A 25,621-nucleotide genomic window follows, 5' to 3' on the forward strand; every position below is an offset into this window, starting at 1 on the left:
CACCGCTGCTGCCACCGTCAGGCGATCGGGCGGCACCGGCCGGGGATTGCCCGACATCGGCCGGTGCCATTTTTCCGCTCGGCTTTCCCGCCGCCGACCCGATGTCTATAAGGTCCGCAAACGATTTGCTCGCCTGGCGCCCCTTGGTCGCCGCTCGCCACTCATAACATCTTTTGGACATCCCGATGGACTTCGCGCTGCCGCAGACCAATGCCGATATGCTGCCCTTCGCCGTGGCGGCCCTGACGGCGCTGTTCGGTCTCGTCGCCCTATTCGCGCCGCGAATCACCTTGCGCGCGTTGCGGCTGCAAACCGGCGAGCGCCATCCAGAGGCGGTCGCCGAAGCGCGCGCGACCATTGCGGGGTTCTGGCTCGGCGTCGGCGTTGTCACTTTGCTGCTTTACAATCAGCCCTTCGTCCAGATGACGCTCGGCGCGGGCTGGCTGTTCACCAGCTTCGGCCGGTTGGTGTCGATTCTCTCCGACCATGGGTCGACCGCGTACAACTGGCTGATGTTCTTCCTGGCCCTTGCCCTCGCCACGGCGGCGCTCGCTCCGGTGTTCGGCCTAGTGACGAATTAGCCGCGTGGAAACAGGCCTGCGGCGCTAAAGGCGAATGGACTCGATTCGGGTCATCGAACGACAAAAGCCGTTGCCCAAGCGTGTTGTCGCAGGGAATACCCTATGCTAGAGGGTCCCCAGTCTTCGGAGAGGCTCTGGTGGCCCGGTCGCTAGCCCTCCGTCAATCATCTAACGGCTTCAAGGATTTGGGGCGTTCTCGCTCCAGAGACGCAACGCACGCCTTGAACGAAACGCGAAAGAGAAACGGTCGTCCGTGGCACAATCATCCTCTCCCGTTTCGGGGGTCGCAGACCGCTACGCCCAATCGCTCTTCGATCTCGCTCGCGATGACGGCGCGATCGAAACGGTCGAATCCGAGCTCGCGGCGTTCCAGGAACTGATCGACAGCAACGCGGATTTTCGCCGGCTGGTCGAAAGCCCGGTCTTCTCCTCCGATGATCAGGTGAAGGCGATCGACGCCATCGTCGCCGAGGTGAAACCGAGCGAGCTGACCGGCAACTTCCTGCGCGTCGTCGCGGCAAATCGCCGCCTGTTCGTGCTGCCCGGAATCATTCGCGGCTTTCGCCAGTACGCCGCCGATCACCGCGGCGAAGTCGCGGCGGACGTGACCAGCGCCCACAAGCTGTCGGCGGCCCAGCGCAAGGAACTTGCCGAGGCCCTTGGCGCCTTTGCCGGCAAGACCGTAACCATGACCGAGACTGTCGATTCCACGATCCTCGGCGGGCTGATCGTCAAGATCGGATCGCGCCAGATCGACACCTCGCTTCGCACCAAACTCAATTCGCTTAAGCTTGCACTGAAAGAGGTCGGCTGATGGACATCCGCGCCGCGGAAATTTCCGCAATCCTCAAGAAGCAGATCAAGAACTTCGGTTCGGAGGCGGAAGTCTCGGAAGTCGGCCAGGTTCTTTCGGTCGGGGACGGCATCGCGCGCGTCTACGGGCTCGACAATTGCCAGGCCGGCGAAATGGTCGAATTCCCCGGCGGCGTCCGGGGCATGGCCCTGAATCTGGAAGAAGACAATGTCGGCGTCGTGATCTTCGGCTCCGACCGGGCGATCAAGGAAGGCGACACCGTCAAGCGCACCGGCAACATCGTCGAAGTGCCGACGGGCAAGGGCCTTTTGGGACGCGTCGTCGACGGTCTCGGCAACCCGATCGACGGCAAGGGCCCGATCGAGGGCGCCGAGCAGCGCCGCGTCGACGTCAAGGCGCCGGGCATCATCCCGCGCAAGTCGGTGCATGAGCCGATGTCGACCGGCCTGAAAGCTATCGACGCGCTGATCCCGATCGGCCGCGGCCAGCGCGAGCTGGTCATCGGCGACCGCCAGACCGGCAAGACTGCGATCCTGCTCGACACCTTCCTCAACCAGAAGCCGGCGCACGACGAGAACCGCGAGAACGACAAGCTCTACTGCATCTACGTCGCTGTCGGGCAGAAGCGTTCCACCGTCGCGCAGTTCGTTCGCACGCTCGAAGAGCGTGGCGCCATGGAATATTCCATCGTCGTCGCCGCCACGGCGTCGGACCCGGCGCCGATGCAGTACATCGCGCCGTTCACCGGCTGCGCCATGGGCGAATATTTCCGCGATAATGGCATGCATGCCGTGATCGCCTATGACGATCTCTCAAAGCAGGCCGTCTCCTACCGCCAGATGTCGCTGCTGCTGCGCCGTCCGCCCGGCCGCGAAGCCTATCCGGGCGACGTCTTCTATCTGCATTCGCGGCTGCTCGAGCGCGCCGCCAAGCTGAGCGAAGCCCACGGCGCCGGTTCGCTGACGGCACTGCCAGTCATCGAGACCCAGGCCGGTGACGTCTCGGCCTATATTCCGACCAACGTGATCTCGATCACTGACGGCCAGATCTTCCTCGAGACCACCCTGTTCTTCCAGGGTATCCGTCCCGCCGTGAACGTCGGCCTCTCGGTCAGCCGCGTCGGCTCCGCCGCCCAGATCAAGGCGATGAAGCAGGTCGCCGGCTCGATCAAGGGCGAGCTTGCGCAGTATCGCGAGATGGCGGCTTTCGCCCAGTTCGGTTCCGATCTCGACGCCGCGACGCAGCGCCTGCTCAATCGCGGTGCCCGTCTGACGGAGCTGTTGAAGCAGCCGCAGTTCTCGCCGCTGAAGACCGAGGAGCAGGTGGCGGTGATCTTCGCCGGCACGCAAGGCTATCTCGACAAGCTGCGGGTCGATCAGGTCAGCGATTTCGAGCAGGGTCTGCTCAACGCGCTGCGGAGCGATCACAAGGATCTGCTCGACCGGATCGCGCAGGAAAAGGCGCTTTCGGACGAAATCCGCGAAAACTTGAAGTCGGCGATCGATTCATTCGCCAAGAGCTTCGCCTGAGTCACGACAACGCGCATGAGCCGCGCCCCTCACCGGGCGTGGCCGAGCCAGCGGGAGACAGCGCCAAGCCATGGCATCTCTGAAGGATCTGCGGAACCGCATCGCGTCGGTCAAATCTACGCAGAAGATCACCAAGGCCATGCAAATGGTCGCCGCGGCGAAGCTTCGCCGTGCCGAAGAGGCCGCGCAAGCCGCGCGCCCCTATGCCGATCGTATGGCCGCGGTGCTCGCCAACATTTCCGGCGCCATGGAAGGCGACGGCCCACCGCTGATGGTCGGGACCGGTAAGGACGACGTCCATCTTCTGGTCGTCTTCACAGCCGATCGCGGTCTTTGCGGCGGCTTCAACGCTTCGATCGTCAAGCTCGCCCGGATTCACCAGCGCAAGCTGGAGGGCGAAGGCAAGACGGTGAAGTTCGTGGTTGTCGGCAAGAAGGGCTGGGATCTGATGCGCCGCGACCTGTCGCAGAAGGTCGTCGAGCGGACCGATCTGCGTGAGGCCAAGCAGGTCGGCTTCGAACACGCCGAGGCGATCGGCCAGACGATCATCGATCTGTTCGAGAAGGGCGAATTCGACGTTTGCTCGATCTTCTATTCGGAGTTCGAGAACGTCATCACCCAGACCCCGACCCGGCAGCGGGTGATTCCGGTCGCACTGTCCGAAGAGGATGCGGATCTTGCCGGCGAAGCGACCGTCTACGAGTACGAGCCGGAGCCAGGCGCGATCCTCGAGGACCTCATCCCGCGCAACATCAAGGTGCAAGTTCTGCATGCTCTGCTGGAAAATGCCGCTTCGGAGCAAGGCGCGCGTATGTCGGCGATGGACAACGCGACCCGCAACGCCGGTGACATGATCGACCGCCTGTCGATTTCCTACAACCGGCAGCGGCAGGCACAGATCACGACGGAACTGGTCGAAATCATTTCGGGCGCCGAGGCGCTTTAGAGTATCTGAGAGGAGGCCTCCGATGGCTGACAACGTAAACACTTCCGGCGCGACCGGCCGCGTCGCCCAGGTCATCGGCGCCGTCGTCGACGTCGAGTTCGATGACCATCTGCCGGCGATCCTGAACGCGCTGGAATGCGACAACAATGGCATGCGCCTGGTGCTCGAGGTCGCTCAGCACCTCGGACAGAACACCGTTCGCACCATCGCCATGGATCTGACCGAAGGTCTGGTCCGCGGCCAGCCAGTAAAGGACACCGGCGGCCCGATCGAGGTTCCGGTCGGTGACGGCACCCTTGGCCGAATCATGAACGTCATCGGCGAGCCGATCGACGAGGTCGGGCCGATCCAGTACGAATTCAAGCGCGGCATCCATCAAGAAGCACCGCCCTATATCGAACAGTCGCCGGAGTCGCAGATTCTGGTGACCGGCATCAAGGTCATCGACCTGCTCGCCCCTTACGCCCGCGGCGGCAAGATCGGCCTGTTCGGCGGCGCCGGGGTCGGCAAGACTGTTCTGATCCAGGAACTGATCAACAATGTCGCCAAGGCGCATGGCGGTTATTCCGTCTTTGCCGGCGTCGGCGAGCGGACCCGCGAGGGCAACGACCTCTATCACGAGATGATCGAGTCCGGCGTCAACAAGGATCCGCGCGAGAACGACGGTTCGGCGGAAGGCTCCAAGGCCGCCCTCGTCTACGGCCAGATGAACGAGCCTCCCGGCGCCCGCGCCCGCGTCGCGCTGACTGGACTGACCATCGCCGAGCACTTCCGCGATCAGGGCCAGGACGTGCTGTTCTTCGTCGACAACATCTTCCGCTTCACCCAGGCCGGCTCGGAAGTGTCGGCGCTGCTCGGCCGCATTCCCTCGGCGGTGGGCTATCAGCCGACTCTGGCAACGGACATGGGCCAGATGCAGGAGCGCATCACCACGACCACCAAGGGCTCGATCACCTCGGTCCAGGCGATCTACGTTCCGGCCGACGATCTGACCGATCCGGCGCCGGCGACCTCCTTCGCCCATCTGGATGCGACGACGGTGCTCAACCGCGCGATCTCGGAAAAGGGCATCTACCCGGCCGTCGATCCGCTCGATTCCAACTCGCGCATGCTGTCGCCGATGATCATCGGCGAGGAGCATTACGACGTGGCGCGGCGTGTCCAGGTCGTCTTGCAGAAGTACAAGTCGCTGCAGGACATCATCGCCATTCTCGGCATGGACGAGCTGTCGGAAGAGGACAAGCTGACGGTGGCGCGCGCCCGCAAGATCGAGCGCTTCCTGTCGCAGCCCTTCTTCGTCGCCGAGGTATTCACCGGCGCGCCGGGACAGCTGGTGCCGCTCGAAGACACGATCAAGTCGTTCAAGGGCCTTGTCGACGGCGAGTACGATCACTTGCCGGAAGCCGCCTTCTACATGGTCGGCTCGATCGAGATGGCAGTCGAGAAGGCGCAGAAGCTCGCCGCTGAAGCCGCCTGAGACGATTTCGCCGAACGATTGGATGGCGGGCTGACCGGCCCGCCTCCCTCCACCCAAGCAGTATGCCTCCCCTCGCCGGGAGGAGAACCAGACAGGCAAGCGACCGATGGCTGAAAGCTTCCAGTTCGAACTCGTCTCTCCCGAGCGGCTGCTCCTGTCGGAAGCCGCGACGGCGGTCATCGTGCCCGGCACCGAAGGCTATTTCACCGTCATGGCCAAGCACGCGCCGCTGATGACGACGCTGAAACCGGGCGTTGTCGTGGCGACATTGGAAGGTGGTTCGGAAGAGAAGATCTTCGTGCTCGGCGGCTTTGCCGATGTGAACCAGAACGGCTTCACCTTGCTCGCTGAACGCGCCACCCGCGTCGACGATCTGAACCCGGCGGAGCTCGACCAGCAGATCAAGGACGCCGAGGAGGATGTCACCGACGCCAAGTCGCCGGAAGACAAAGCCAGGGCAGAGCACGCCCTCGACCAGCTGCGCGAAGCGCGGGTCGCCGTCGGGATGTAATCCGCCATCGCATCTGTCATTGAGAATTCTGGAAGGCCGGTGCTTCGCTGGCCTTTTTGCATTTCGGGGCTATGCTCAGCCTGGACCATCCGTCGTGTTGCCCGCTTCCCGGCCCTGATAGTTTCGGCGGCATGCCCTGGTCAGTCCGCTGGTGCATTCTCCAAATGCCGGAACGCCGCAATCACCTGTTCATAGACGCCACGCTTGAACGGCACGATCAGGTCGAGCAGTACGTCCATCGGCATCCATGCCCATTCGTCGAACTCGGCGCTGTGTCCGCCCGGCGGAGGATCGATCGCGATCTCGCTGTCGTCGCCCTCGAAGCGGAAGGCGAACCAGCGCTGGGTCTGGCCCCGATAGCGGCCCTTGAGGGCGATGCCGACGAGTTCGGACGGCAGATCGTAGTCGATCCAGTCGGGCGCCTCGGCCAGCAACGAGACAGCGCGCATCCCGGTTTCCTCGTAGAGTTCGCGGCGCGCCGCCTTCAGCGGGTCCTCGTCCTTGTCGATGCCGCCCTGCGGCATCTGCCAAAGCTGGGTCGCCCCGGTCATCTCGCCCTTGTCCTCCATCAGCCGGCGGCCGGCCCAGACCAGTCCGTCGCGATTGAGCACCATGACTCCGACGCAAGGGCGATAGGGAAGATTGTCGAACGCGATCGGTTTCATGCTGTGCCGTCCCCGGTTTGCGGGGCGCTGATCTCCCCTTCACAGGGTGTTATCGCGCCCCCCGCGATCGGGGCAAGGGCATCGGTGGCGCTTGGCCGTCAGCGACGCTCGGTATCCACTGCCAGCGCCGAGACCGGCACGATCTCGATGCCGCGCCCGCGGGCCTCGGCAATCCACTCGGTGATGACAGCGACCGAGACGTCGAAGGCCGAGGCGACACCGATCGCCGATCCCTCGGCGCGGGCGATGCGCTCCAGCGTGTCCAACTGACGGCGGATATCGGACGCGTCCTGTGTGGCATCGATCATCACATCGGAGGTCGCGACCGGGACGTTTTGCAGCGTCGCCGTGTCCTTGGCGAGCGACCGCATGGAGCTGGAATCGTCGAGATACATCAGGCCACGCTGGCCGAGCTCGGCGATCAACGATTCCATCGCCGACGGATCGCCGGTAAACCGCCCGCCCATGTAATTCATGATGCCGACATAGTTGCTGATCCGGCCGAGCGAGGCGTAAAGCGCCTTAAAGCGACCGGCCACGGCGTCGGCGACCGTCAATGTATTCGCGCCCGGGTCGATCTGCGGATAGCCGGTCGGCTCGAGCGGCACCTGCAGCAAGAGTTCGTGCCCTCCCCGCCGGGCGTCCTGCATCCAGCGGCCGAGACTGTTGCCCGCCGGTGCGAAGCCAAGCGTCACGGCAGCCGGCAAAGCGTTGAGCGCATTCAGCGTCCCGGTCTGGCTGATGCCGAGGCCGCCGACGACGATGGCGATCCGGGCACCCGGCGTGCCGCTCGAAGCCCCGGCATAGACGTCGAACGGCCGTCTGCCGTCGGCTCCGCGCGTCGGCAGCGGGCCGTAAGCGCTCTCCTCGATGAGGTCGGGATCGGGCAGATGTGCCACCGAGGGACGCTGGCGATAGGAGACCGGATCCTCGACGCGGAAGCCGACGCCGCCCTCGCGCAACACCGGATCGTCCGGACCGGAGATGACGATCGGCAGCGACGCCTTCGCCACGGGCGCAGGACGCGCCGCAGTCAACGTTACAGGGACCTGATCGGCGCTGATCGTCCCGGCTGCCTCTTCGGCGAAATAGTCCGTCACTCGGCGTTCCGGCTGTCCGAGGAGTGCGGTCGCCAGCGAGCCGGCGACGACGAGCGCCGCCAGGCTCAGACCGCCCAGGGCCGATGCGGGTGGTCGATGGCGGGCTTTGCCGTTATCAAGCTCGAGACCCAGGGGCTCATAGAGTTCGCCGTGCATTCTTCCCATCTATCCGGCGAAGCTGGATCGTGGCTCGCGAGCGATCGCGGTCGCATGGGTTCGGGTTCCGATCACCGCAGGCTGGCATCCCTAACGAAACAGGCCCGGTCATCCGAAGATGGCCGGGCCCTGGTTGTTCATCGCCAGCCATATGCCGGCCGCGTGCAAAGGAATCAGTTGGCGGCGTTCGCTTCCTGCTTCGGAGGGAACATGGCATTGGTCTTGACGCCGTTCAGGAGGTCGATCGCGTACTGCATCTGCAGATCGTCCTTCTTCTCCGGCGGCACATAGTCGAGCGAGCCGGAACCCTGGTCGTCTTCCTCGTTGCCGGTGATGTGACCGCGCAGCGAGGACTCGCCACGCACGATCTCATCCCCGGTATCGAGGCCCATCTGCTCGCGGATTTCCTTCGGCAGCGGCTGCTCGACGCCGATGTCCGGATCGATGCCGCGGCCCTGAATGGAGCGGCCGGAGGGCGTGTAGTAGAGCGCGGTCGTCAGGCGCAGCGCGCCGTTGGCGCCGAGCGGGATGATCGTTTGCACCGAGCCCTTGCCGAAGGAACGCGAGCCGACGACGGTCGCGCGCCGCTGATCCTGCAACGCGCCGGCGACGATCTCGGACGCCGAGGCCGAGCCGCCATTGACGAGGACGACGAGCGGCTTGCCGTCGATCTCGTCGCCAGTCCGGGCATTGTAGCGCCGCGTCTCGTCGGAGTTGCGACCGCGAGTTGATACGATCTCGCCATTGTCGAGGAAGGCGTCGGAGACCGACACCGCCTCGTCGAGAAGCCCGCCGGGATTGCGGCGAAGGTCGAGTATATAGCCCTTGAGCTTGTCCTCACCGACCTGTTCCTTGATGTCGGCGACCGCCGCTTCCAGGCCGATCGTGGTCTGCTCGTTGAACTTCAAGAGCTTGATATAGCCGATGTCGCCCTCGACCGAATGGCGGACCGACGGCACCTTGATCTCGTCGCGCGTGACGGTCAGCCGCACCGGCTTGGTCGCGCCTTCGCGAATGATCGTCAGGCTAACGCTGGTGCCGATGTCGCCCTTCATCTTCTCGACGGCCTCGCCGAGGGTGAGGCCACGCACCTGCTCGCCGTCGATCTCGGCGATCAGATCGCCGGCCATGACGCCGGCCTTGTCGGCGGGCGTGCCTTCAAAGGGCGAGACCACCTTGACGAGTTCGTCCTCCATGGTGACTTCGATGCCGAGGCCGCCGAACTGACCGCGGGTCTCGGTTCGCATGTCCGCCGCTTCCTTGGCGTTCATGTAGCTCGAATGCGGATCGAGGGAGGTCAGCATGCCGTTGATGGCCGTCTCGATCAGTTTCTGATCATCCGGCTCGTCGACATATTGCGCGCGAACTCGCTCGAACACATCGCCGAAGATCGCAAGCTGGCGATAGGTATCGGAGCCCGCCGCGTTGGCGGTGCCGGCGTTCTGAGTAACGACGGTCATCGCCGTCGCCCCCATCAGCGCCCCGGCGAAGAGTATCGAAAGCTTACGAATCATTCGTCGTCCTTCCAGAGGGTTCGTCCATCCACCAGGCAGACGGATCAACCGGTTTTCCGTCCTTGCGGAACTCGACATAAAGCGCGGGATGGGTCGCACCGAATTCCGCCACCGCGACACTGGCAAGGCGCCGCGCGCCCATGACCGCCACGGGCTCGCCCGCCGAAACGAATTGGCCGGTCTCAACGTCGATCCGCTCCATACCGGCGAGCACGACATGATAGCCGTCGCCGGCGTCCAGGATCAAGAGCTGACCATAGGACCGGAACGGCCCGGAATACAAAACGCGGCCATCCGCCGGCGCCGTAACCGCGTCACCTGGCCGCGCAGCGAAGGATGCTCCCGTCGTCTCCCGCCCAATATCGTCCGCCCCGCCGAATCCGATCAGCTGCTTGCCAGCTATCGGTTTCGACAAACGGCCTTTCATTGTCGAAAATGCGGCGGCCGGTTCGAGCCGCGCCGCCTCACGACGAAGTGACGCGATGTCGTATTCGGGCGTCGCGTCCGCGGACGGCGCGTCGGCGGGTTGCAACGCGGCGGTTTCGACCGTTCCCGCGCCGGCCGGCTCGCTCTCCCGCGCCCCATTGCCGGGCGCGGACGATGCTTCTGCCGCCGGTGGCTGGACCGTGGCGACGACCGTCTCCGGAACGTCCTCGATTGGGGCCTCCCGCGTCCGCGCCGCTTCCGCGTCGCGCGCCTCGGCCAGCCGCCTTGTCTCCTCCGCGCGCCGCGCGATGACACGCGCCTCGCGCGTCAGGCGCTCCTCTTCCATGCGCCGGGCCTCCGCCAAGCGCCGGGCTTCGGCCGCCTTTGCCTTTTCCTCGGTCTGGCGGCGCATCTGTGCGAGGCGCGCCGCATCCTCGGCGGCCCTGGCGCTGTCGACCTCGTTCTGCAACGAGGCGATGAGATCTTTCAGGTCTGTCGCCTTTTCCGCGAGATCCGCCGTCCGTGCGGCTTCGGCCATCCGGCGTTCGCGGTTCGTTGCTTCGAGTTTCTCCTTCTCGGCGAACAGCCGGGCGAGGCGCGCTTCCTCCTCGCGGTGCCGGGCGACCTGGCCGGCAAAGCGCCGCGTCTCGGAGACGATGGCGGCGCGAACCGTGTCCAGGCGTTCCAGATCGGCGACGAGCCGGTCGGTTTCCTCGCGAATGGCGGGAACGACCGCGCCGAGAAGAATGGCGCTGCGGACGGAGCCGAGCGCATCGCGCGGCTTGACCAGCAGCGCCGGCGGCGGCTTGCGGCCCATGCGCTGCAAGGCCGCCAGAACTTCGGCGAGGACGCCGCGCTGCTCGTTGAGCGAGGCCTTGATCAGCCCCTCTTCACTGGCCAGTTCGTCGACCCGCCCCTCGGTCGCCGCCAATTCCTCGCTGACCGCCTTCTGGGCGGCCGCGGCATCGATCATCGCCTGGCGAATCCGGTCCCGGTCCTTCGCCAGTGCGGCGATCTCTGCGTCGAGCGATCGGATCGTCTCCCGCGACAACGCGATGGAACTGGCAACGGCCACCAGATCGGCGGCGGTCTTGCGGCGCTGTTTTTCCAGGATGGCGGAGCGGGCGGACTGGATCGAGGCGACCTGCATCGAATCGATGGCGGACTCGAGGAGTTTGGCCTCGGTGCGAACCGCATCCGGCTGCGCACCGGTCGGGGCCGGCAGGGCGATGGCGCAGGCGATCGCGGCGGCGGTGATTCGCACCCCGCGCAAACCTCGTCCAGCCTTGCCTGTCCGCCTTTCGACCAAGACCGTTCGTCCTCCGCGATCCGCCTGTCAGGATAGACGAGTTGCCCGGTTCCGCCTACCGAGATCGACGATAGAATCAGCGACTTAACAATCGATCAACCATCGCCCACCCGGGCGGCGGCTTCGCGATTATTCCCGCTCCGACGGCGGCAGCCGTCGCGGCCTCGCGGCTCGTGCGGCTGGACTGGGCCGCCTCAAGTCGGGATGACGAAGGCAGACGCTACCGCTTCACCTCCCAGGTGGTGACGCGCTCGCCGGTCTCCGGGTCCTTGCCGTCCTTGAGCTGGATGCCCTTGGCCAAAAGCTCGTCGCGAATCCGGTCGGCCTCGGCCCAGTTCTTGGCTCGGATGAGGGCGAGACGTTGGTCAATCTTCATCCGTGTATCCGCGTCGAGATCCAACTCGGTCGTATCGAAGCTATCCGCGAGTTCGGAGTCATACAGACCCAGAATTTCCATACCGTCCCGTAGCGCCAGTGCATCGCGTGCCGAATAGAGGCGGCGAAGACCAGCAATGGCATCTGGGGTATTCATGTCGTCCTTGAGGGACGTCACCACATCGACGTCGGACACGAGAGTCCGAATTGAAGAAAAACCCTTCTTGATCAGAAGATACCAGTCATAGATTTCGGCTCGCGCATCGATATGACGCTTATCTGTCCAGTCTATCGGAGCGCGATAATGAGACTGTAGAATCGCAAGACGGGCGGCAAGACCGTTCCACTGTCTACGCCGTTTAGACCACGTCTCGGAATCGTCCGAGAGCATGGTCAACCATATTATTTCGCGTTGGAGGACGTCGGCGATCGTAACGAAGTTGCCCTCCGACTTGCTCATCTTGCGGCCCTCGACCTGCAGATAGCCGTTGTGCATCCAGACCTGCGCCATCTTGTCGGTGCCGTGGGCGCAGCGCGACTGGGCGATCTCGTTCTCGTGGTGCGGAAAGATCAGGTCGAGCCCGCCGCCGTGGATGTCGAAGGTCTCGCCGAGATAGGCTTCGGCCATCGCCGAGCATTCGATGTGCCAGCCGGGCCGGCCTTTCGGTGTCCCTGTCCGGCCCGCGGCCGTCCACGCCTCTTGCCCCCAGGGCGCCTCCCAGCCCGGCTCGTTCTCGGCCGAGAGCTTCCACAGGACGAAGTCGCCGGGATGCTTCTTGTGGCTGTCGACCGCGATCCGCGCCCCGGCCTGCTGGTCCTCCAGACGCCGGTTTGACAGCTTGCCGTAGTCCGGCATCGAGGTGACGTCGAACAGCACCTCGCCGTCGGCCTCGTAGGCGTTGCCCTTGTCGATCAGCGTCCGGATCATCGACACCATGTCGTGGCCGTCGGCGCGGCCGGTGACGAACTCGGTCGCGCGCGGCTCGTGCGTCGGGGGAAGGCAGCCGAGAGCGGCGACGTCGGCGTGGAACTGCTCGGCCGTCGCCTTGGTCACGCGCGCGATCGCTTCGTTCAGCGGCAGGTCGGGATAGTCACGCGCCGCCCGCGCGTTGATCTTGTCGTCGACGTCGGTAATGTTGCGGACATAGGTGACATGATCGGCGCCATAAACATGGCGCAGCAGCCGGTAGAGCACGTCGAAAACGATAACCGGCCGGGCGTTGCCGATATGGGCGTAGTCGTAGACGGTCGGGCCGCAGACATAAAGACGCACGCGCCGGTCCGACTCGGCGCTTGCCGAATCCTGCCAGTCGAGCGGCCGAAACTCCTCCTTCGTCCGCGTCATCGTGTTCCAGAGCCTCAGCCCGCGAAACCCGTCATCCATGCGTCGTCCTCGCCGCGCTCGTCATTGCAGCGCTCTCGCTAACGCCAATTTCGGCGGCTGACAAACGCGCTTCGCCCCGTCGCGGCCGAACAACTTGTCTGACAGCGACAAATGCCCTGTGATTGCCCGTGAGCCTCCACGCAACAATCGTCCGATTTCGCAGGGAATTCGGGAAAATTCTTGCCACTTTGGAACCACAGGCTTGTGGCGGGATTACCACTTCATAATGTTAAGGAGGACAAAGGCTTAGGGCGTTAAGTTCGACTTAGCCATTGCCCTTGAAAATGGCACGATCGGGGTGCCCTGTAGCTGTTCACACGAGCCACGGATCGAGGTCATGAAAACCGAAACTATCCAATTCCGCTCCAGGAGCGAACGCGATCGCGACGTCGATCTTGAAAGAAACTACCACGAGATCGGCATCCCGGCGATCGCGGCGGCGAGCCAATGCTGCTGCAAGCAGAAGCAGGCAAAGACGGACGCTGACAATGCGTCGTCGGGTGCGCTACCCGCCGCCGACTAGCAGGCCGGTTGCGAGCATCGCCATCACCGCGGCGATCAGAAGGTCCAGAAGCCGCCACGCGGCGGGTTTTCGAAAGAGCGGCGCCAACAATCGCGCGCCGTAGCCAAGCGCCATGAACCAGACGACCGAGGCGGCCATCGCGCCGCCGGCATAGGCGGCTTTTTCCGCGCCCGTTTCGTAGCGTGCCGACAGGCTTCCCAGCAGAACCACCGTATCCAGATAGACATGCGGGTTGAGGAACGTCAGCCCCAGCACCGTCGCGAGCGTCGCGCGTCGGCTCATGAGCCGGCCACCCCGCACCGCCATGGCGTTGTGGTCGAAGGCGCGGCGCAGCGCCAGAAAGGCATAGACGTACAAGAACGCGGCGCCGGCGAAGGTGACGAACCGGACAACACTGGGCGCGCCGGTGATCAGGCTGCCGAGGCCGGCGACGCCGGCGGCGATCAGCAGGGCATCCGACAGGCTGCAGACCAGCACGACGGCGAGGACGTGATTACGCACCAGGCCGCGTTCGAGAACGAAGGCGTTCTGGGCGCCGATCGCCACGATCAGGCCGAGTCCGAGGGCAAAGCCGCCAAAGGCCGCCGGCAGGAGGTTCGTCATGGCTGTCCGTGTCGATGGGTTCGCGTTTGGAAGACGTCGGTCAAAGCAGTTTCCGTTGAACATCGAGCGCCGCGTCGGTGCCGGTTGGCAGCGGTTCGGCCTCGGCGATCGGGCGCTGGATGTCCGGATCGGTGTTCGCCACGGCGTTGACGCGGTCCGACACGTGCACCGGGTGGAAGAAATCGTCGTTGGCAGCCTGCAGAATATCGGCGACCGACGACGGGTCGTTGTCCCTGCAGTTCAGCCAGCGCGCGTAATCGGCCGGGTTCACGACGACCGGCATCCGTTCGTGGATCGGCGCAATCCGCCGATTGGCGGCCGTCGTGAGGATCGCGGCGGTGTCGACCTCGCTGCCGTCGGCGCCAAGCCAGGTTTCCGCCAAGCCAGCGAAGCAGAAGGGAGCACCGTCGCCGGGCCGCAGGAAATAGGCCTCCGATTTCGCCTTCCCCCGCCGCCGCCATTCGTAGAAACCGCTGGTGGGGATCAGGCAGCGGCGGTATCGCATCGCCGCGCGAAAGGAATTCTTCTCGGCCGCCGTCTCGGCTCGGGCGTTGAACAGCAACGGAAAACTCCGCCAGTCCTTCACCCAGGACGGGATAAACCCCCATCGCGCCAGAACCGCCATCCGGTTCGGCGAATTCGCTTCGGGCCGATCCGCCTGCCCGCCTAGGACGATCAGGATGGGCTGGGTGGGCGCGATGTTGTAGCGCGGGGGAAACGACTCGATCTCCGCCAGCGCCAGCATTTCGGCTATCGTCTCCGGGGTTGCCGTCAGGGTGAAGCGTCCGCACATGGCGCTGTTGAGCCGGAGCGATGGCATGAAGTCAAGAAGTGCGCAGGCAACGGAAGCCGATCGGAATGAGACACCATGGATAGCCCCCCTGCCCGCCCGCTTGTCGGCGTCTCTGTCTGCCTGATGAGTCGCGATCGCGTTCTCCTGGTCGAACGGGGACAGTCGCCCTTCGCCGGCCGCCTGAGCCTGCCCGGCGGCAAGGTGATGTCGGGCGAGCGCCTCGAGACCGCGGCGCGGCGCGAGCTGGCCGAGGAAACCGGCGTGATCGCCGGACCGCTGGTGTTCCTGCGACTGCACGAGGCGATTGACGCATCATTTCACGCCGTGATCGCTGTTTTCTGTGGACGGATTCCCGAGGATGCGGCGATGCAAGCGGCGGGCGACGCCGCTGCGCTGCATGTGATGAGCTTGGTGGACATCGCTGCGGCCGACGCCGAGGGCCGAACGACGCCGGGTCTCTGGCAGGCCGTGAGCGCCGCCGTGGAGCATCTGGCGGAGCGCTGAGCGCAGGCCCCGACGCCGATTTCGGTGGATTGTCGCCGTTCGGCGGCGCCTTTGGTTGTTGCCAGAATGGCGCATGCCGCGGGATAAGGCCCGGCAAACCAAGGCAAGTCTTGCAAATCCGTTAATGAGAGCTGAAAGATTTTCCATGCGTCTGCGTGTTCCTTTACCGGCCATCGTCGTTGCGGCGATCCTTCTGGGCTCTGTCGCCGACACGGACCTACACGCACAGACGGCCGAAACGCCGACGCAGGAAGAGAGCGCCGTGGACGGGGAGACCGCGCCGGCGACGGTGGCGCCGATCGACGCGCCCTACACGAAGTCGTTGAACCGCCTCGCTTCGATTCTCGGGTCGATGCATTTCCTGCGGACGCTTTGCAACGATCCTCAGGCCTCCGTGTGGCGGGAGAAAATGCGGGAGCTGATCGAGGCACAAGCGCCGAACGAAGCTGACAGGAGACATCTGGTGGCGAGTTTCAACAGCGGCTACCGCGCGTTCGAATCGACCTACCGCAGTTGCACACCGGCCGCTCGCGTCGCGGTCAATCGCTATCAGGGCGAGGGGGCGACGCTCGCACGCGAGATTGGCGCTAGGTACGGAAATTAACCTCGGATTAACGGTCCTCGAAAACAGCTTCGATTTTTGCAACGAGATCGTGTTAGGACGTTAACGGGACGTGAAGCCGAAAGGCTGGAATTGAGGGGATCGCAATGATCGATTTGCAGGGTGCCGAACTGGACGAGATGATCCAGGCCGAAAAGAAGCAAGTCGCTTTCGAATATCACAACGAAGCCTGGGCCGACGGCATCTCGGACGGGATCGAGGCCGAGATTCTGGCGGAGACCGCCATCACGACCGCACTGACCGAACTCGTCCGGCTGCATGGCGAGGACGATGTCCTCGGAATGGTCGAAGCGTTGCGCCAGCGAATCGAGTTTGGAGAGTTCCGGCCGAACCGCACCATTCAGTAGGCGCGCAGGGCAGTATCGTTTTGTCGTGCCGGCATCCCGGCGCTTGTTCGAAGGCAGTGAAAGTTTTGCCGAGTTGATGCGCCGCGTGAACCTTGTCATCCGCACTGCGGCATTCGGCATGGCAGTGCTCGTTGCGGCCAACGCACAGGCCTTCTCCCAGATCGAACCGACTGAGGGACGACAATCGGATTCCAAGGAAGGGATCCTTGTCGTTCCCTTACCGCCGCTGCCCTCAGCGGACACTGACGCGAGCGCTCCTCCCACGGCGCCCGTCGAAGGCGACAGCCAGGACGACACCGGTCCCGGGCGGACCGACGACGGTGAAACGCCATTGCCGCCCGCCGCGGAACCCGCGCGCGGCATCGGCGACGAAGCGCATCCCCCTTCCGCCGCCGCCAATACCGTGCTCGCCGTCCCGCTCGCCACCGAGATCGCCTATGGCGACGAAGGACTGCCCGCGCCGGTGCGCGACCTTCGCGCCATACTCATCGCGATCGCCAAGGCCGGCGAGATCGAGAAATTGCGCCCCTATATCGAACCCGGCGACGACGGGACGGTGCTATCCTTTGGCGATGTCGGCGGCGATCCGATCGCATTCCTGAAACAGAATTCCGGCGATGGCGAAGGCCTGGAAATTCTGGCGATTCTTCTGGAGCTTCTCCAGGCCGGCCACGTCCGTGTCGAACCGGGTGCCGACAACGAGATCTATGTCTGGCCGTATTTTACCCAGGTTGCCATCGACAGCCTGTCGCGGCCGCAGCGGGTCGAACTGTTCGAGCTCGTCACCGCCGGGGACTATAAGGCGATGAAGGAGTTTGGCGCCTATAATTTCTACCGCGTCGGCATTTCGCCGGACGGGCGACTCAGCTTCTTCGTCGCCGGCGACTGAACATTCTGGAGGTGGCCGTTTCCACCCCGCCCCCAGCGCGCCGTGGCATGTTGAGGCAGATGACAGAGCGTCCCGCGCCTATCGTCGGACCGGCAGCGCCTCCAGAAATTCCACCGGCTCGCCGGTCGCGCTCTCGACCAGTTCACCATCCCACATGACCCGGCGGCCACGGACCATCGTGCCGACGGGCCAGCCGGTGACCTGCTTGCCGTCATAGGGCGTCCATTGCGCGCGCGAGCCGATCCATGAATCGGTGATCGTCGCCTGACGCTTCAGATCGACGATGGTAAAATCGGCATCGTAGCCGAGCGCAATCCGGCCCTTCCCGGCGATGCCGAAGATGCGCTGCGGCCCGGCCGAGGTGAGGTCGACGAAGCGCGCGAGCGACAGCCGGTTATTCGCCACGTGATCGAGCATGATCGGCACCAGCGTCTGGACCCCGGTCATGCCCGAGGGCGACTGCGGATAGGGCTTGGCCTTTTCCTCCAGCGTGTGTGGCGCGTGGTCCGAGCCGAGAACGTCGACGACGCCGTCGGCGATGCCCCGCCAGATGCCGTCGCGGTGGCGCGCCTCGCGCACCGGCGGGTTCATCTGCAGCTTGGTGCCGAGGCGGGCATAATCGTCCGCCGTCATCGTCAGGTGATGCGGCGTCGCCTCGCAGGTAACGTTGCGTTTGTGACCGGCGAGAAACGCGATCTCCTCGGCGGTCGAGATGTGCAGGACATGGATGCAGGCGCCCTCCTCCTCGGCGATCCGCACCAGTCGCTCGGTGCATTTGAGCGCGGCGATCTCGTCGCGCCAGACCGGATGCGAGGCGGGATCATTCTCGACCCTGAGCGCCGCCCGCTCGCGCAGGCGGAACTCGTCCTCGGAGTGGAAGGCGGCGCGCCGGCGCGTGCGTTTCAGGATTTCGCGGACGCCGTCGTCGTCCTCGACCAGCAGCGAGCCGGTCGATGAGCCCATGAACACCTTGATGCCGGCGGCGCCCGGCAGCCGCTCCAGTTCGGCGACCTCCGCCGCGTTCTCGCGCGTGCCGCCGACCCAGAAGGCGAAGTCGCAGTGCATCCGGTGGCGACCGCGACGCAGCTTGTCGGCCAGCGCCGCCTCGCTCGTGGTCAGCGGATTGGTGTTCGGCATCTCGAAGACGCAGGTGACGCCCCCGAGGACGGCGGCGCGTGAGCCGGTTTCAAGGTCTTCCTTATGCTCGGCGCCAGGTTCGCGAAAATGCACCTGGCTGTCGATGACACCCGGCAGCACGTGCAGGCCGGTACAGTCGATCACACTCCCGGCCGATGCCGGATCGATCGTCCCGATCGCCGCGATCCGTCCGTCGATGATCCCGATATCGCGGATGCCGGCGCCGTCCTGATTGACGACCGTACCGCCCTTGAGAACCGTCTGGTAGGTCGTGGCGGTGGTACCCATCGATGCTGCCCCGTGCTTGTCCCTCTGCCGTGTCCGGCTTACGTAACTGAGTTGGATCACACAAGCGAGCCGCCCATGCCCTACGCCCAATTGCCGGAGCGGACCGTTCTCGCCGTCACCGGTGACGATGCCGATCATTTCCTTCAGACGCTGGTCACCGCCGACCTTGACCAACTCGGCGCGGCGGAGATGCGGCCCTCAGCGCTTTTGACACCGCAGGGCAAGATCCTGTTCGACTTCCTGATCGGACGAATCGAGGGCGGCTATCGCATTGACTGCGCCCTGGCCGCGGCGGCGGACCTGACCAAGCGCCTGAGACTGTATCGCTTGCGCAGCAAGGTCGCGATCGAGCCAGACGCGACTCCCGTGTTCGGACTGTGGGGCGAGGCGAACGCCGCCCTCAGCGGCTCCTTCGTCGACCGGCGATATCCGGAGGGCGACGTCGCGCGGCACTATGGCGAAGCGCCCGCCGGGGTCGACGAGGCAGACCCGCGCGACTATCACGCGCTACGCGTCGCAGCCGGCATCGCCGAGGCCGAGACCGACTATCCGGGCGCCGATGTCTTTCCCCACGACGTGCTGCTCGATCAGAACGGCGGCGTCTCCTTCAAGAAGGGTTGCTTCGTCGGCCAGGAGGTGGTTTCGCGGATGCAGCATCGCGGCACGGCGCGTCGCCGCCTGATGCTCTTGTCCGGCGAGCGGCATCTGACCCCCGGCGCCAACATCGCGGCAGCCGGCAAGACCATAGGGACCGTATTGGCGACAACCGGCGCGGACGGATTCGGCTTCGTGCGGATCGACCGGCTGGCGGCCGCTCTGGCAAAGGGCGAAACGCTGTCTTCGGACGGCGTGCCGCTGACCGCGACGATTCCGCCCTGGGCGGGCTTTTCCCTGCCCGAGCCGAACCAGGCCGTTTCCGGGACCGACGAATGAGCCGGGTCGGACCCAAGCCGAAGCGGGTCTGGCAACGGATGCTGTCGGGCCGCCGGCTCGATCTGCTCGACCCCTCGCCGCTCGACGTCGAGATCGAGGACATCGCCCATGGCCTTGCCCGCGTCGCCCGCTGGAACGGCCAGACGCGCGGCGACCATGCCTTTTCCGTCGCCCAACATTCGTTGATCGTCGAGGCGATCGTGGCGCGGGGTGAAAGCGACCCGCGCTGGCGCCTAGCCGCTCTGCTCCATGACGGGCCAGAATATGTCATCGGCGACATGATCTCGCCCTTCAAGAGCGTCATGGGCGGCGACTACAAGCTGGTCGAAAAGCGGCTCCAGGCGGCGGTGCATCTGCGTTTCGGCTTGCCGGCGAGGCTTCCCGCCCCGGTCGAGAAGGCGATCAAGACCGCCGACCGGATCTCGGCCTATTTCGAGGCGACACTGCTCGCCGGCTTCGAAGCGCATGAAGCGGCGGCTTTCTTCGGCAAGCCCGGAGCAGCGCGCCTCGACGCGGAGGATTTCACGCCGGTGGCGACGGCGGCGACAGAGGCGGCCTTCCTGAAGCGATTCGCGGAACTTGACGGCGCAGTGGCGGCCCCAACGGCAGCTGTCGGCAAAGCGGCCAGACGGGGGTGACAGGACACGCGGCCCGGACATAATGTCGGCGCATGTCCTATCTCGTCGTCTCTTCCCTCGCCGAACTGCCCGCCACCGTCGCTCAGCATGGCGCGCTCGATCTCGTGACGCTGATCAATGCCGATACGGTGGTGCCGCGACCGGATGGGGTCGCTGTCGAGCGGCATCTCTTTCTTGGCTTCGACGACATCGCCGAGCCGGTCGAGGGCATGATCGCCCCCTCGTTGGACCATATCGACGAACTGTTGGTGTTCGGCCGGCGCTGGGACCGGGAAAAGCCGCTGGCGATCCACTGCTGGGCCGGGATCAGCCGGTCCACCGCCGCCGCCTTCATCCTGGCGCTGGCGATCAATCCGGACCTGAAGGAAGCCGCGCTGGCGCAGGAGTTGCGGCGGCGCGCCCCGTCCGCGACGCCCAATCGGCGGCTCGTCGCACTGGCCGACGAAAAGCTCCAACGCGGCGGCCGCATGATCGCGGCGATCCATGCGATCGGCCGCGGCGAGGACGCCTTCTCGGGCACGCCCTTCGTCCTGCCGCTGGCGCTTTAACGACGCGATCAGGGAATAAGACGGGTCTCAACCCCGCGGCCGATACACATGCTCCGGCCCGGGAAAGTCGCGCGACCGAACCTCCTCGGCATAGTTCGATACCGCCTGGCCAACAGCCTCGCCGAGCGCCGCGTAGCGCTTGACGAAGCGCGGGGTCCGTTCGGTGAGACCCAGCATGTCCTCCAGCACGAGGATCTGTCCGTCGCAGGCCGCCGCCGCGCCAATACCGATCGTCGGCGCGGCAATGTCCCGCGTGATCGCCTCGGCCAAGGGCTCGACGATGCCCTCCAGCACGACGGAGAAGGCCCCCGCCTCGCTGACCGCCCGCGCGTCGGCGAGAATCCGCTCGCGCCCGACCTCGTCATGCCCCTGCGTGCGAAAGCCGCCGAGGGCGTTTACTGACTGGGGTGTCAGCCCGACATGGGCCATCACCGGAATCCCGCGCTCGGCCAGAAATTCGATCGTCTCGGCCATGCCGGTGCCGCCTTCGAGTTTCACCGCCCCGCAGCCGGTGTCTGCCATCAATCGCGCGGCCGCGCGGAACGCGTCCGCCGGGCTCGCTTCATAACTGCCGAACGGCATGTCGACGACGACGAGCGCCTTGGACGTTCCGGCCATCACAGCCCGTCCGTGGGCGATCATCAGATCGAGCGAGGCGCCGAGCGTCGACCCCATGCCGTGCTCGACCATCGCCAGGCTGTCGCCGACGAGGATGCAATCCACATGCGGATCGACGAGCCGCCCCATGATCGTGTTGTAGGCGGTGATGGCAACAATGGGCGTCGCGCCCTTGCGAGAACGGAGTTCCGGCGCCGTCAGGCGCGTCGTGCGGATCGGCGAGCTCATGGGCATTCTCCCGTTTGGGCGGATCGGCTCTTCCGTGCGGCCACACGCTGATCGATCAGCAAAACCTCTCCGAAATTCGCGGTGACCAGCAGGGCCACCGGTCGGTCGCTGATCCGATCGATGGCGTCGAGCGTTGCTGCGTCGCGAAGGTCGAGGGATTGCAGTCCGGCACGAGGCTCGGCTTCGATCAGGGCCCGCATGGTGGATAGAACCACATGGGGGTCTCGCTCGCCCATTGTCACCAATCGCTCGCCCTCGTCGAGAGCAGCCGACAGTACCGTCGAAGCGGCACGGTCCTTCGGCGAAAGGCGCACATTGCGCGACGACAGCGCAAGGCCGTCCGCTTCACGCACCGTCGGCACGGCGACGATCTCGATCGGCATTTCCAGATCGGCGACCATTCGCCGGATGATCGTCAGCTGCTGGTAGTCCTTCTCGCCGAAATAGGCGCGGTCCGGCTGGACGATGTTGAACAGCTTGGTGACGACGGTCGCCACGCCCCGGAAATGGCCCGGACGTACTTCGCCGATCAAAATGTCGCCGAGGGGCTTCACATCCACGAAGGCCTGCATCGGCCGACCATACATCTCGTCGACGGGCGGCGCGAAGACACAATCGACCGGGAAATCTGCGAGTTGCTTCAGATCGCTTTCGAGATCGCGGGGATAGGCGTCGAGATCCTCGTTCGGGCCGAACTGGGTCGGGTTGACGAAGATGGTGACGACGACCCGGTCACTCTCGGCCACCGCCCGTTCGACCAGCTTCAGATGCCCGGCGTGCAGATAGCCCATGGTCGGCACGACGCCGATCGTCTCGCCGGCGAGACGGTGCGCCTTGAGCGCGGCACGTAGCGGCGCGATCCGTTCGAACAACTGCAAGCGCCCCTCCCCGGCTATCGCGCACCTTTTAGCGACCCGACGCCTCCGGTGGAAGGCTTGACCGCGTTCCAACCGTGATGGAGACGAATCAAACGAAAGCGAACATTTGGACGAGTCGGTCCTGGAGTGAACGCGCATCCGTCTCGCTGAGCGTGCCGAGACGCTTGGCAAGCCGGCGACGATCGACGGTCCGGATCTGGTCCGCCGCGATTTCGCTGTCACGGCCATCGAAGGTCACGGCGATGCGCGTCGGCCATCCCCGCAGCCGCGATGTCAGCGGACAGACGATCGCCGTCGACAACGTGCCGTTCATTTCATCTGGGGATACCACCACGGCCGGTCGTGTCTTGCGAATCTCGGAACCAACGGTCGGATCGAGAGTCACGAGCCAGACCTCTCCGCGGCGTGGATAACCGCGCTCAATCGGCATCGTCCCCCTCGAGATCGGCTTCCAGCCACGCCGCATCCTCTTCCGGAATGTCGCCCCCCCGCTCCCCGAAGGCGCCTGTCCAACCGTTCCGCGAAGACTGGGAACGCGGCCGTATGACCAAGGCACCGTCTTCGATCGCAAGATCGGCCCTGTCGGTCAGGCCGACGGCATCGATCACGCTCTTGGGAAGGCGCAGGCCGCGCGAGTTTCCGATCTGAACAAGACGAATTTCCATGGGAGCAAAGTTATCACAACGTAATTACCTTGCAAGACCGACTTGCGGCCAATTCGCCGGGAACCGCGCTCGGTGATCGGCTTTCCCAGATTCCGATGCTCGCAGAGCATGGCTGGAGCCGCGAGGCGCTGGTGGAGCGGGAGTTGCTGCCAGCATAAGGCGGCGTTCGATCAGGCGCTTGCTCGGGCGCGTATCTTCTCGATGGCGGCCAGGAACCCGGCGCGCGACAGCGGTTCGGCGAGGCCGCGCGGCTCGAACACATGCCGTGCGAGGAAATAGCCGGTCATGCGAAATCCGTCGACGAGGCTTGGCGGGTCGCACGTCGTGTCGCTTTCAATGAGGAAAGCGGGAAGCGGTAACATCTTGTCGCGCCAAGGCGCGCCGGCGTCCCGGCTGACCGCGCGGCCGGTCTTCGGCGAAACATAGACAAGATCGTCGCGCCGGCCGGTGGCCGCGCAGCGTTCCAGATCGAGGCCAAAGCCGAGTTCTTCTAACAGTGCGATCTCGAAGCGCAGCATCAGTTCCGCTGCCTTGTCGGGCTCGTCCAGATGATCGACGATCACCGCCAGCCCGTCATAGAGCCGGGCGTGCGGATCGCGCTCGGGGAGCAGGCGTAGATGCGCCGCGACGAGCTGGACACCGTTGAGGCCAATGCCGTTTTCCATCAGCCGCGCCGCGCGCAGTTCCAGCGGCTCGACGAGGAAGGTGCCCATATGCTCGTCGAGGCGAGCACGCCAATGGATAGCGACGGAATTGCCGGGCTGGAGCACCGGCTGCTGCTTGCGCGAGCGCCCACCGCGCACAAGGCCCAGATGACGCCCGCGCTCGCGGGTCATCACCTCGGCGATGACGCTGGTTTCGCCGTGCCGACGCACGCCCAACACGATCGCGTCCTCACGCCATTCCATCAGCTTCGGCCTGCGGCCCGAGCCATGGTCGAACTCTGCCGGTCGTTGGTTATTGCGGGATCAGATCGTTCATCGGAGGGATCTCGTAGCCGCGTTCGGGCCGCACGTCCTGCACTCCCTCGACACCGCGAAGCTGCTGCGCGACGCTCGCTTCCGCCGATCCGAAGATAGCGCCACCGCGCCGGGAAACCCGCTCGACCTTGAATCCCCGTCTCGACAGGGTCTCCGCGATTTCGTCCGTCACGCTTACATGTTGCGCGTCGACCGTGACAGTCAACTTCATGCCCGACATGGACATCTCCATGAAATGTCAGCCTACCTGAGGTCGGCTGTTGGGATGCGTTTATACCATAGATAAGCGATGATGGCGGCATAATCAGCAAACGTCCCGGCCCTTCCAGTGGGCGGGGTATCAAACCATCCCGCTTTTCGCGATACCCGGCGCCCGAACGAGCCCAGCTCCCACGTCCCGCTCCGACGCCGACAGCGCCTTCGCATTGGCCACGAGAACATCCCACAGGGGCTGCCCCCGTAGAGTCGGGTCCGATTCCGCCCACAACGCCGCGATCCCGGCGACATGCGGACACGCCATGCTGGTGCCTTGCAGGACCATATAAAATCGGGGTGGTGGTGACGCGGAAAAGACACCGACCCCAGGAGCGGCAATGTCGACAGCCCCACCGTTGCGATTGATGCCACCGTTGGAAAAATCGGCGACCTCGAGAATCTCGTCTACCGCGGCGACCGCCATGATCGAGGGGGAATTGGCGGGCTCCGACACCGGAGCGATCCGTCCCGACGCGCGAGCGCTGTCGTTTCCCGCGGCGGCAACGAAGAGGCAGCCCTCCTCCAGGGCAGAGGCCGCGATCCGCTCATAGATCATGGACGGCGGCTCTCCGCGCCGGACAGCCCGCCCCAAGGACATGGAAACGATGTCGCAGCCCGCATCCAGCGCCCACTCCATCCCCTCGAAAACAGCACCTTCCGGGGCAAAACCGGAATCGTTGAGGACCTTCCCGACGTAGAGCGTCGCATCGGGGGCACAGCCATATCCCGGTACGGAGCCGGGCCCGGGAGCGCGCGGCCCGAAGATGGTCCCGGCGCAATGGGTGCCATGACCCTGGATATCGTCCGTGGTTCCGTCGGGAACAAAGCTCTCCAAGGTGATCGAGCGCCCCTGGAAGTCCGGGTGATCTAAGTCGATCCCGGTATCGAGGACAGCGACCTTGATTCCGCTTCCGGTAAAGGGGCTGTCGACCGCACCCGTGGCCTTGAGGCCCCAGGTCGACGCGGATGTGTCGACAAACCGGTCGAGGGCGAAAAGATAATATTCCGGCCGGACCTCCAGAACGTCATGGTCCTCTTTCAAGGCCTGCTGCATCGCGGCGACATGCGTGTCCGCCAGCGGCTCGACCACCGCGACACCAAAGCGCCTGAACAGCCGGGCGCAGGTCTGTTCGCCGGCGGTGGTCGCCCGATCCGATGGGGAGAACATCATCATGATGGCAGGTGCACCGTTCGTCGCGGCGGCCCGGTAAGCCCGGTCGACCGCCTGCGTCCGCGCATTCAGATCGATGTCATCCTTGAACACCACGAGAAAATTGCCCGTCGTCTCCGGCCGCATCGCGTCCTGCAGGACATCCATTTCCGGCACTGTATTGCTGGCCATCGAGTGTCTCCCCGAGAGAATTATTCCCCTAAGGACTACCGAG

At 64.9% G+C, this 25,621-nt stretch carries 30 protein-coding genes; 15 read left to right on the forward strand and 15 right to left on the reverse strand.

Translation table 11 applies throughout. The annotated features are described in order from the left end of the window. The first annotated feature begins 185 nt into the window (after positions 1–185). The 6 genes from ING15_RS03310 to ING15_RS03335 all read left to right on the forward strand — a co-directional run bounded on the left by ING15_RS03310 (position 186) and on the right by ING15_RS03335 (position 5,858). Positions 186–581: an AGROH133_08824 family phage infection protein gene (locus tag ING15_RS03310; protein WP_206453358.1), complete on the forward strand. Its 396-nt coding sequence runs from the start codon at positions 186–188 to the stop codon at positions 579–581. Between the two features lie 253 nt (positions 582–834). Continuing rightward, a complete protein-coding gene (locus ING15_RS03315; RefSeq protein WP_206453359.1) occupies positions 835–1,395 on the forward strand; it encodes a F0F1 ATP synthase subunit delta in 561 nt (186 codons plus the stop codon). After that, complete coding sequence (atpA, locus tag ING15_RS03320) at positions 1,395–2,924, forward strand: F0F1 ATP synthase subunit alpha (protein WP_206453360.1); 1,530 nt, start codon at positions 1,395–1,397, stop codon at positions 2,922–2,924. The genes ING15_RS03315 and atpA overlap by 1 nt, the downstream gene beginning before the upstream one ends. 70 nt (positions 2,925–2,994) lie before the next feature. Further along, positions 2,995–3,870: a F0F1 ATP synthase subunit gamma gene (locus ING15_RS03325; RefSeq protein WP_206453361.1), complete on the forward strand. Its 876-nt coding sequence runs from the start codon at positions 2,995–2,997 to the stop codon at positions 3,868–3,870. 22 nt (positions 3,871–3,892) lie between these two features. Continuing rightward, positions 3,893–5,347 (forward strand): F0F1 ATP synthase subunit beta, encoded by a 1,455-nt coding sequence (gene atpD / locus ING15_RS03330; protein ID WP_206453362.1) that lies wholly within the window; start codon positions 3,893–3,895, stop codon positions 5,345–5,347. 106 nt (positions 5,348–5,453) lie between these two features. Then, positions 5,454–5,858, forward strand: a complete 405-nt coding sequence (locus ING15_RS03335; RefSeq protein WP_206453363.1) for a F0F1 ATP synthase subunit epsilon — start codon at positions 5,454–5,456, stop codon at positions 5,856–5,858. Positions 5,859–5,998: 140 nt separating this feature from the next. On the opposite strand, the gene ING15_RS03340 is transcribed toward ING15_RS03335, so the two are convergent. From ING15_RS03340 to cysS, 5 genes are all read right to left on the reverse strand, one after another. Next, positions 5,999–6,523, reverse strand: a complete 525-nt coding sequence (locus ING15_RS03340) for an RNA pyrophosphohydrolase (protein ID WP_206453364.1) — start codon at positions 6,521–6,523, stop codon at positions 5,999–6,001. Between the two features lie 98 nt (positions 6,524–6,621). Beyond that, positions 6,622–7,779: a divergent polysaccharide deacetylase family protein gene (locus ING15_RS03345; RefSeq protein WP_232845537.1), complete on the reverse strand. Its 1,158-nt coding sequence runs from the start codon at positions 7,777–7,779 to the stop codon at positions 6,622–6,624. 173 nt (positions 7,780–7,952) lie between these two features. After that, the gene (locus ING15_RS03350) at positions 7,953–9,293 is read right to left on the reverse strand and encodes a S41 family peptidase (protein WP_206453366.1); all 1,341 of its coding nucleotides are present in this window, start codon (positions 9,291–9,293) and stop codon (positions 7,953–7,955) included. Further along, complete coding sequence (locus ING15_RS19815; RefSeq protein WP_206453367.1) at positions 9,283–10,983, reverse strand: murein hydrolase activator EnvC family protein; 1,701 nt, start codon at positions 10,981–10,983, stop codon at positions 9,283–9,285. The genes ING15_RS03350 and ING15_RS19815 overlap by 11 nt, the downstream gene beginning before the upstream one ends. 265 nt (positions 10,984–11,248) lie before the next feature. Next, on the reverse strand, positions 11,249–12,787 hold the full coding sequence (gene cysS, locus ING15_RS03360) for a cysteine--tRNA ligase (protein WP_206453368.1): 1,539 nt from the start codon (positions 12,785–12,787) through the stop codon (positions 11,249–11,251). Between the two features lie 337 nt (positions 12,788–13,124). Here cysS and ING15_RS03365 point away from each other — a divergent pair, with 337 nt between their 5' ends. Continuing rightward, positions 13,125–13,310, forward strand: a complete 186-nt coding sequence (locus ING15_RS03365) for a hypothetical protein (RefSeq protein ID WP_206453369.1) — start codon at positions 13,125–13,127, stop codon at positions 13,308–13,310. Here ING15_RS03365 and ING15_RS03370 read toward each other — a convergent pair. After that, positions 13,293–13,913: a LysE/ArgO family amino acid transporter gene (locus ING15_RS03370; protein WP_206453370.1), complete on the reverse strand. Its 621-nt coding sequence runs from the start codon at positions 13,911–13,913 to the stop codon at positions 13,293–13,295. The genes ING15_RS03365 and ING15_RS03370 overlap by 18 nt on opposite strands. 40 nt (positions 13,914–13,953) lie before the next feature. After that, a complete protein-coding gene (locus ING15_RS03375; protein WP_332873759.1) occupies positions 13,954–14,733 on the reverse strand; it encodes an SOS response-associated peptidase in 780 nt (259 codons plus the stop codon). 48 nt (positions 14,734–14,781) lie between these two features. Between ING15_RS03375 and ING15_RS03380 the strand changes: the two genes are divergently transcribed. The 4 genes from ING15_RS03380 to ING15_RS03395 all read left to right on the forward strand — a co-directional run bounded on the left by ING15_RS03380 (position 14,782) and on the right by ING15_RS03395 (position 17,068). After that, a complete protein-coding gene (locus ING15_RS03380; RefSeq protein WP_206453371.1) occupies positions 14,782–15,210 on the forward strand; it encodes an NUDIX domain-containing protein in 429 nt (142 codons plus the stop codon). A 145-nt stretch (positions 15,211–15,355) separates the two neighbouring features. Next, the gene (locus tag ING15_RS03385) at positions 15,356–15,814 is read left to right on the forward strand and encodes a TIGR02301 family protein (protein WP_206453372.1); all 459 of its coding nucleotides are present in this window, start codon (positions 15,356–15,358) and stop codon (positions 15,812–15,814) included. Positions 15,815–15,918: 104 nt separating this feature from the next. Next, positions 15,919–16,179 carry a hypothetical protein gene (locus ING15_RS03390; protein ID WP_206453373.1) on the forward strand — a complete coding sequence of 87 codons (261 nt, stop codon included), beginning with the start codon at positions 15,919–15,921 and terminating at the stop codon, positions 16,177–16,179. A gap of 43 nt (positions 16,180–16,222) precedes the next feature. Continuing rightward, entirely contained in the window at positions 16,223–17,068 is an 846-nt protein-coding gene (locus tag ING15_RS03395; RefSeq protein WP_206453374.1) for a hypothetical protein, read from the forward strand. A gap of 78 nt (positions 17,069–17,146) precedes the next feature. Here the strand turns inward: ING15_RS03395 and ING15_RS03400 are convergent, their stop codons facing one another. After that, the gene (locus ING15_RS03400) at positions 17,147–18,493 is read right to left on the reverse strand and encodes a dihydroorotase (RefSeq protein WP_232845538.1); all 1,347 of its coding nucleotides are present in this window, start codon (positions 18,491–18,493) and stop codon (positions 17,147–17,149) included. 75 nt (positions 18,494–18,568) lie between these two features. Between ING15_RS03400 and ygfZ the strand changes: the two genes are divergently transcribed. The 3 genes from ygfZ to ING15_RS03415 are packed head-to-tail and all read left to right on the forward strand — an operon-like array spanning position 18,569 to position 20,612. Beyond that, a complete protein-coding gene (gene ygfZ, locus ING15_RS03405; RefSeq protein WP_206453376.1) occupies positions 18,569–19,426 on the forward strand; it encodes a CAF17-like 4Fe-4S cluster assembly/insertion protein YgfZ in 858 nt (285 codons plus the stop codon). Beyond that, on the forward strand, positions 19,423–20,064 hold the full coding sequence (locus ING15_RS03410) for an HD domain-containing protein (RefSeq protein WP_206453377.1): 642 nt from the start codon (positions 19,423–19,425) through the stop codon (positions 20,062–20,064). The genes ygfZ and ING15_RS03410 overlap by 4 nt, the downstream gene beginning before the upstream one ends. 32 nt (positions 20,065–20,096) lie before the next feature. Continuing rightward, a complete protein-coding gene (locus ING15_RS03415; protein ID WP_206453378.1) occupies positions 20,097–20,612 on the forward strand; it encodes a tyrosine phosphatase family protein in 516 nt (171 codons plus the stop codon). A gap of 27 nt (positions 20,613–20,639) precedes the next feature. Here ING15_RS03415 and panB read toward each other — a convergent pair whose 3' ends face one another. From panB to ING15_RS03435, 4 genes are all read right to left on the reverse strand, one after another. Continuing rightward, positions 20,640–21,458 carry a 3-methyl-2-oxobutanoate hydroxymethyltransferase gene (gene panB / locus ING15_RS03420; protein ID WP_206453379.1) on the reverse strand — a complete coding sequence of 273 codons (819 nt, stop codon included), beginning with the start codon at positions 21,456–21,458 and terminating at the stop codon, positions 20,640–20,642. After that, positions 21,455–22,336, reverse strand: coding sequence for a pantoate--beta-alanine ligase (gene panC, locus ING15_RS03425; protein WP_232845539.1), 882 nt, complete (start codon positions 22,334–22,336; stop codon positions 21,455–21,457). The genes panB and panC overlap by 4 nt, the downstream gene beginning before the upstream one ends. A gap of 88 nt (positions 22,337–22,424) precedes the next feature. After that, positions 22,425–22,766, reverse strand: a complete 342-nt coding sequence (locus ING15_RS03430) for a type II toxin-antitoxin system PemK/MazF family toxin (protein WP_206453381.1) — start codon at positions 22,764–22,766, stop codon at positions 22,425–22,427. Beyond that, entirely contained in the window at positions 22,756–23,001 is a 246-nt protein-coding gene (locus ING15_RS03435; RefSeq protein WP_206453382.1) for an AbrB/MazE/SpoVT family DNA-binding domain-containing protein, read from the reverse strand. Before ING15_RS03435 ends, ING15_RS03430 begins: the two co-directional genes overlap by 11 nt. A gap of 29 nt (positions 23,002–23,030) precedes the next feature. Here ING15_RS03435 and ING15_RS19695 point away from each other — a divergent pair, with 29 nt between their 5' ends. Next, entirely contained in the window at positions 23,031–23,159 is a 129-nt protein-coding gene (locus tag ING15_RS19695) for a hypothetical protein (protein ID WP_269812726.1), read from the forward strand. A 12-nt stretch (positions 23,160–23,171) separates the two neighbouring features. On the opposite strand, the gene recO is transcribed toward ING15_RS19695, so the two are convergent. The 3 genes from recO to ING15_RS03450 all read right to left on the reverse strand — a co-directional run bounded on the left by recO (position 23,172) and on the right by ING15_RS03450 (position 25,578). After that, complete coding sequence (gene recO / locus ING15_RS03440) at positions 23,172–23,909, reverse strand: DNA repair protein RecO (protein WP_206453383.1); 738 nt, start codon at positions 23,907–23,909, stop codon at positions 23,172–23,174. A gap of 49 nt (positions 23,910–23,958) precedes the next feature. Continuing rightward, on the reverse strand, positions 23,959–24,201 hold the full coding sequence (locus tag ING15_RS03445) for a hypothetical protein (protein WP_206453384.1): 243 nt from the start codon (positions 24,199–24,201) through the stop codon (positions 23,959–23,961). 120 nt (positions 24,202–24,321) lie between these two features. Continuing rightward, positions 24,322–25,578: a S8 family peptidase gene (locus tag ING15_RS03450; RefSeq protein ID WP_232845540.1), complete on the reverse strand. Its 1,257-nt coding sequence runs from the start codon at positions 25,576–25,578 to the stop codon at positions 24,322–24,324. Positions 25,579–25,621: the final 43 nt, after the last annotated feature.

It is taken from the genome of Aurantimonas marina, assembly GCF_017183135.1.
Lineage (GTDB): Bacteria > Pseudomonadota > Alphaproteobacteria > Rhizobiales > Rhizobiaceae > Aurantimonas > Aurantimonas marina.